The sequence below is a fragment of the Sphingomonas sp. PP-CE-3G-477 genome (genome assembly GCF_003050745.1).
GTDB lineage: Bacteria > Pseudomonadota > Alphaproteobacteria > Sphingomonadales > Sphingomonadaceae > Sphingomonas.
In genome coordinates this window covers 296,889-303,308 of record NZ_QAOF01000005.1, presented here as the reverse complement: position 1 = coordinate 303,308, position 6,420 = coordinate 296,889, and the positions used below count along the sequence as shown (strand labels likewise).

Annotated in this window: 4 protein-coding genes; 2 read left to right on the top strand and 2 right to left on the bottom strand. The window is 50.5% G+C overall.

Annotated features, from left to right (window positions below):
* Positions 1 to 41: 41 nt before the first annotated feature.
* Complete coding sequence (locus C8J45_RS12700) at positions 42 to 848, bottom strand: site-specific integrase (RefSeq protein ID WP_107963518.1); 807 nt, start codon at positions 846 to 848, stop codon at positions 42 to 44.
* A gap of 263 nt (positions 849 to 1,111) precedes the next feature.
* Here C8J45_RS12700 and C8J45_RS12695 point away from each other — a divergent pair, with 263 nt between their 5' ends.
* Positions 1,112 to 1,318: an AlpA family transcriptional regulator gene (locus tag C8J45_RS12695; protein ID WP_258191435.1), complete on the top strand. Its 207-nt coding sequence runs from the start codon at positions 1,112 to 1,114 to the stop codon at positions 1,316 to 1,318.
* Between the two features lie 821 nt (positions 1,319 to 2,139).
* Here the strand turns inward: C8J45_RS12695 and C8J45_RS12685 are convergent.
* The gene (locus C8J45_RS12685) at positions 2,140 to 5,379 is read right to left on the bottom strand and encodes a metallophosphoesterase (protein WP_107963516.1); all 3,240 of its coding nucleotides are present in this window, start codon (positions 5,377 to 5,379) and stop codon (positions 2,140 to 2,142) included.
* A 289-nt stretch (positions 5,380 to 5,668) separates the two neighbouring features.
* Between C8J45_RS12685 and C8J45_RS12680 the strand changes: the two genes are divergently transcribed.
* Positions 5,669 to 6,265 carry a recombinase family protein gene (locus C8J45_RS12680; RefSeq protein WP_107963515.1) on the top strand — a complete coding sequence of 199 codons (597 nt, stop codon included), beginning with the start codon at positions 5,669 to 5,671 and terminating at the stop codon, positions 6,263 to 6,265.
* Positions 6,266 to 6,420: the final 155 nt, after the last annotated feature.

Genomic DNA, 6,420 nt, shown 5'->3' with positions numbered 1-6,420 from the left:
CCTTGACCAAATCCTATGTTTCGATCAGTCTCAAATCACCCTCAGGCGCTCAACCTAATTGACGCCAGACCGCTCACCGTAATCGACGCGCTACAGAAACGCCTCCTGTGAGCATCGTAGTGCTCCCAGCGCAGCCGCCGGGCCTCTCCGTGACGCATTGAAGTTTGAAGACAGACCAAGACGAAGAGCCAAAGATCGCTGTCTTGATCGCCTAAGGCTGCCTGTAAAAGCCCGTCGCATTGCGCCGGGGAAAGAGCAATGATGCGCCCGGCTCCCTCCCGAAGGCGATCAATCGTCGGGGTTTTATCGCGGCCTATCCACTTCCAGCGGACTGCGCTCCGCAAAAGATGGGAAAGCGTCGCAAGTTCACGATTGATGGTGGAGTCCTTCGCACCGTAGCGGCGGCGGCTCTCAATGAACCCTTTGATATCACTTTCTGAAATTCCATCGAGACGTTTCTTACCGAAGGCGGGTGTCAGCCAAGTTACAATGTGCTGCCGTTTCCGCGCCACGCCCTTGCCACCCTCCCGGTCTAACCTGTTGAGGTAGTCTGTCGCAGCGGCATCGAAGGACAGGGCCATCTTCCGCCCCTTAGGCAAATTTAGTCGATCCTCCCTCGCTTCGGTGCGAAGCTTCTCAATCAACTTTTGGGCCTGCTCACGCCTTACCCCCTCGCTTTCGCGACCAACAACCCGGTGGATACGCTGCCCATCGACCATGACGTTGATGCTGTAAGCCGCATCGCCGTTCGCAAGCCTTTCCACAGTGATGCCGTGTTCGATAATTTTCTCCCCGGCGGAGAGCGCACGGATTGCAGGTCTAGAGAGTTTAACGAGTCGAAGTGCCATGTACCGAGTCCTTGCTGATACGCCGAAGTGCCGCAGCCGATCTCATGGAGTCAAGAACATAGCGTTTTGAGCAGACTAACGATTTGGCGACAGAGATACTTCATATATCTAGTTCAGATATCTAGTTCTATACTTAGCCCACACCTTTCTAAACTATCGGTAAGCTGGATGCTTGGGTTGACTAGCTCAATTTGCCCGGTACATGGCGCGGCATTCCGCGGTTCGCGTCACGCGCAACGACCTCTGGGCAGCAGGAGCATACAGTGAAGATCGATTTGAAAGCGGCGGCGGAGGGGGCCGTAGGGCGGCTCACACGGAAGGAGGCAGCCTCGTACCTCGGACTAGCTGTCTCGACGCTTGCTGACTGGCACAGGAAGGGATTGGGGCCGGAAAGCGTAAAGGTGGGGGGGCGCCGGTTCTACCGTGTGGCGGCACTTAACGCCTTTATCAACGGCAACGCTCGCCGCTGATTGCCGTATTTGGTAATCAATCCGTAGGTCACAAAGCTTTCGATTGAAAAAACGTAGAATAAGCGCTATCACGTCATCGCCGATTCACCGAATAGGCAACCACCTAACCTTACAAATAAGGAGAACTACAATTAAGAAAGACATTATAGATGGCATCCAGAATGGAACTTATAAACAAAAAATGTAAATCATGTGGATATGACGAAACTGCGCCCGGGACGTTCCTAGAGCAGATCGCTACATGCCCGGTAGTCTCATGCGCCTTACACCCTGTGCGCCCTATGCCTCGGCACTGCCGCGTGAATGGCGAGCCTGCGCAAGCCGCGATAGACGCGATCGATAGGAAGATAGCGGAGATAGACCGAAGGTGGGCCGCAGAAGGCCGATAGCTGCCGATTTAGCAGGATTTTCCTGCTATCTGCACACAACGGGCGGGGTAGGGGTATCTACACCCTGCCCGGCGGCGGCTGGCACGTTTCACCATAGAAACTAGCTGCGACGCTGGGCTTGCACGCTCGATGGGCTTCATCGCAAGTGAGCCACGTAATCGAACCTGCCGTCTCCACGCTTGCCGATTGGCATAGGAAGAGGTTCGGCACCGAAAACGTGAAGGCACGCGGGCGTTGGTTCCACCGAGTGATGGCCTTGATAGCAATCATTGATCAAGAAGCGCCCGTGACGGCCATAGACACAGAGCGTAAGATGCTTCTAACCATACTCGCGTCATTCTGCGAAGCGCTGATGAGACGCGCAGCCAATACGCGCCTCATCGAAAGGTCATGATTTACTAGTCGATTAAAGGGCCTGTCTTCCAATGCCTTTTAGTAGATCGATGAGTCACCGACTTCCCGCGTATCCGAGGACATAGTAATCTTTACACTACGCATCTCAGCCTTTTGATGTAGGTTTCGAACCCGAAGAGAGTTTTGAAGCTCGGTTAGCCTTCGAGAATAGGCCTTAGATATTTGCGCGGGATCGTTAGACGAATCCTCGGCAGACATGCGAGCAAGGATTTCGATCACGCGAGTCTGCTTTTCCGGGGCAATCTCACGTAGCTTGATAATCGTATTCAACTTCCACATCAACGCCCCGGAAAGGTACGTTTTTCCATGGAACTGCTTCTTCATCTTTAGGGCCAATGCGGGCCAATTTGCAGTATCGAGATCGGCTAACATAAATAGGCGCATGATTTTTATGATTGACGGTTCACTGCCGTCAGTATCAAATTCAAATTGCCTGACAAGTTTCTCGGTACCAAGATAGCTTCGCATTACCGATGAGCTTCCACTCGGGAGATACAACATCAGCATTCTAGTTAGCTTCTCGTCGGAAACCGCAGATGGCGCAAACGTCCTGTAAGTTATCCCGTTTACGCGATACGATCTATGCTTCACTATGTTCGGAATTAATGCAAAGGCCTGAATCATATAGACGACCCAGCTATCTAATATTGATTTAAGATGAGCATCTTTTTCCTCACGACGAAGGTGTTCGAGGTTCCGGAGAGCACTCGAATACAGAGTCAGACTCAGAAACTCCCGATTGCCACTGCCAGATACGTCGGGCCTATATGCATCTTGGGTAGTCGTCGTAAGTGCTATTTCGGCATCTACTCTGGCATCACGCTCTTCTAACGTAAGTTTGGGAATCTTGAGTTGCTCTGTCACTTCGCTGAAACGCGAACCATCTTTATCACTAGGCAATTCAACGGTATCGAAGTTTGCAAAATTGGCGAGCGATGCCGTCTTACTTTCTGCCACGATTTTATCATGGCGTTCGGCTATTGTCATCAAGGTTGCCTGATCGTTTTGATTATTTGGCAATCCGCAATAAAACTCGATTTCGTGAACGTAAGACAGATATCTTGATGGTTCCATAATCCAGTCGTAAAACTCGGGACTATAACTCATTCTTTGAGCCGAAAAGTATTCAAGAAACGCCCGTAGATAAAAACGATACAGCCCCGACTCGGTCTGCCTGAATACCTTCTGATCAATAAATCTGTTCAGAATCTGGTCAGCCGGATGAGCATATCCAATATCAAAGATATATTGCTCTACATAAGCAAGAAGATCGTCATATGACAGATCATACTCACCCGCCCTCACCATTTTCTCAGCCACAAATGCCAGGCATCTGAGCTTATCGGCGAAGTTAAATGTTGATCGCGCGGTTTCAACGGCGCGCTCCCTCTTTAGGAGATACTCTACAAAACGTTCAATTAGATTTACTTCATTGATAAGTATATCGTTATCAATGTCGGTTATTACCGCGAGTAGTACTGATACGGAAAAGGCCGTGGGCGGAAGTGCTGCTTGCCGGAGTGTGGAAACTATTTTTGTAACCAAACGATCGCAAGATGCCGGCTCGAGTTCGGAAAAGTGCTTTTCGGCAAATGCACGAATCCCCCTTGTCTTCAAGGGCATCAAAGCGATTTCTTTGAATGAAACAGCCTGATCAAAGCTTTCTGTTAGCGGTAGTGCCGTACCTTTGACAGGATGGGCTGTAAAAATATACCGCCCCCTTGGGTACTGCTCGGTGAATTTCATTAAGGCCTTGAATCTTTTATCGTCACGCGGATTTATATCATCGATGATTATTGTTACGAGGCCCTCGGAAAGTAACTGCCTAAGCGGAACGACGGCTTCGATATCGGGGGCGGCAGACCTGATGGCTTTGAGAACGCCCTCACCGGTCTCCGTTATATCCTTAAAATCGAAGAGCGCTGGTATCGTTACGCTGTCCTTTAAAACACATCGATCCATTAGCTCTAGCGCTAGCCGACGTATAAATGTCGATTTTCCAAAATTGTTATCGCCAATTATTGAATAATTTTCCGACGACGCGCACATTTGTGCAAATGTAATGTCAGTCTCGAAGTCTTTTGGTATAGAGGTATCTTCAAAATCGCTCAAGCGAGTTTGCATAGGATGTTCCTGAAAAACATCTTTTAGAGATTGACCAGTAAGTGTGTCGCCATGCCTGCCTTTAAAGTGTGGTAGTAAACTTTCGCTGATCCAACCCGCAATCGCTTTCCTATTAATGGCAGGCCTCGCCTTCCAAAATGCGCGATCTGCTGGTGAGGGATAATATATGCCATCCTCGCCAATCTCGTTTGCCACAACAAATCTATGCTGATCAACTATGTAGCGGTACGGCCTTATCTCGTACTTCTTCTCGTTGGGCGCTATTCTTACCACGGAAAACCCGTTCCATGGCACAGTATTGTCATGAAGCGCGCCAGTCTGAACTCGCAAGCAACTCCCGTTGCTTGAGGATATGGTGTTAGGATCGTTTAGATGAACGTGCCCGGCAAAATGAACATCGAATCCTTGGATTACTTCCCTTTCGAAGGGGCGACCGCAGTCCTCTTTGAACCATTCCCTAGGATGGTGCCCTATAAATACACGAAGCGGCATTGAGGTTTTCGCGATATCCTCGGCAGCCTGACGAACTCTTGTCGGCGCCAGTACCAGTTTGCCATACTCATCACGCTCTATCTCGGGATGGCCGCCCGCACTGCTGTACGCAGTATTCATTAGGCAAAAGGCCGTCGACAAACTCTCGATCTCGATAACATCGAAATCGTGCTTGGACCCCACGGAATGAGCACTGTTTAGTTCAACAAACTCGTCGTAGGTAACAAACTTGTCTTTCTGAACTCCTGAACTTACATCCTCATAAAAAAACTTTTCCGTGTCCGATACGGTGAACTTATGCATAAATTCACGATGTACGGCGGCGTGCTTAAACGCGCCTGTCCTCATCACGTCGTGATTTCCAGGAACGACAAGTAAGTTAGACCCGTTCAATCGACACTTTTGCAGAAGTGGTTCGAATAGCGACTCGGTTAGGTCCCAATATACCCCTTTTTCATCCGCATTCTGTACGGCGTCACCGTTGAATATTATTAGGTCTGGCTTTAGACCCCCTGATATCAAATTCTCTATATCCGCCAGAAGAGCTTTTATTACCTCTTTCTGTTCACGTCCTGCGTCACCGCGATGAGTGAAGTGCAGATCAGTGATATGCAGTATGTTGTAGGCTGACGTTTCCAACACTGAACCTCATTCCGGTAAGCGATACGACAGCCTACGGATACGGTGTAGGCAGATGCAAGCGTAACTACCTCATTCTCGATGCTTCTTTGAATCAATGCCGCTTCGTCGGCCGAGATGATAGACGGCCCCGGCAAGACACAGTTCGCCTTTGGCCATCAGCGGCCAAAAGTTGCACGTTTTGAGCCACCGGCGGAACGAGCATCGGTATAGGCTCTAAAGATAGGACTCCACAAATCTGCGCTAGGCTCATAAATAGAGTCTATCTTTTGAACGACTCGGACGCAGCCTTATGTCACGCATCGCCTACTACCGTGTCTCTACATCCGACCAATCGATAGAAGCGCAGCGGCAGGCGCTCGGCGGTGTGTTCGACCGGGAGTTCGCGGACGAGGGTATTAGCGGAGCAACGTTAGCTGCGGATCGTAGCGGCTTCGCAGCCTTGCTTTCTTACATCCGGGAAGGTGACACCCTATACGTCTACGCGATCGATCGGATCGGCAGGGACGCCCTCGATGTGCAAGGCGTTATTCGACAGCTGCTCGATAAAGGCGTTACAGTGGACGTGAAGGGCTTAGGCGCGATCGGGCGTGGCGTCGGAGAGCTTATCGTTGCCGTACTTGCGCAGATGGCGGATATGGAACGGGCGCGAATTAAAGAGCGGTGCGATGCCGGTAGGGCTGCGGCTAAGGCGTCGCTCGCCGCTACTGGAAAAACGCATCGGGGAAAGCCAAGCCTAGGGCGTCCGGTTGCAGGTGACAGGACTGCGATAATCGCCTGGCGAAAGACCAACGGTGCGAGCATCACGGCGACGGCAGCGCAGTTCGGCTTATCGAATGCTACCGTCAAACGCTATTGCGCCCTTGGAATTGCAAACACTCCTAACTGATCCCTTGGCGTATTCCTATGAAAGGAGGCCCTCTTGCATTGCGTGGTTAGACATTCTGCGCCATTCTAAGCGAAAATAAACCAAATGGCGGCACAGATATGGACGATCAAAGTCTTCGGAACATTCTTGCGATCCTTCGAAAGGTCCAGGAATTA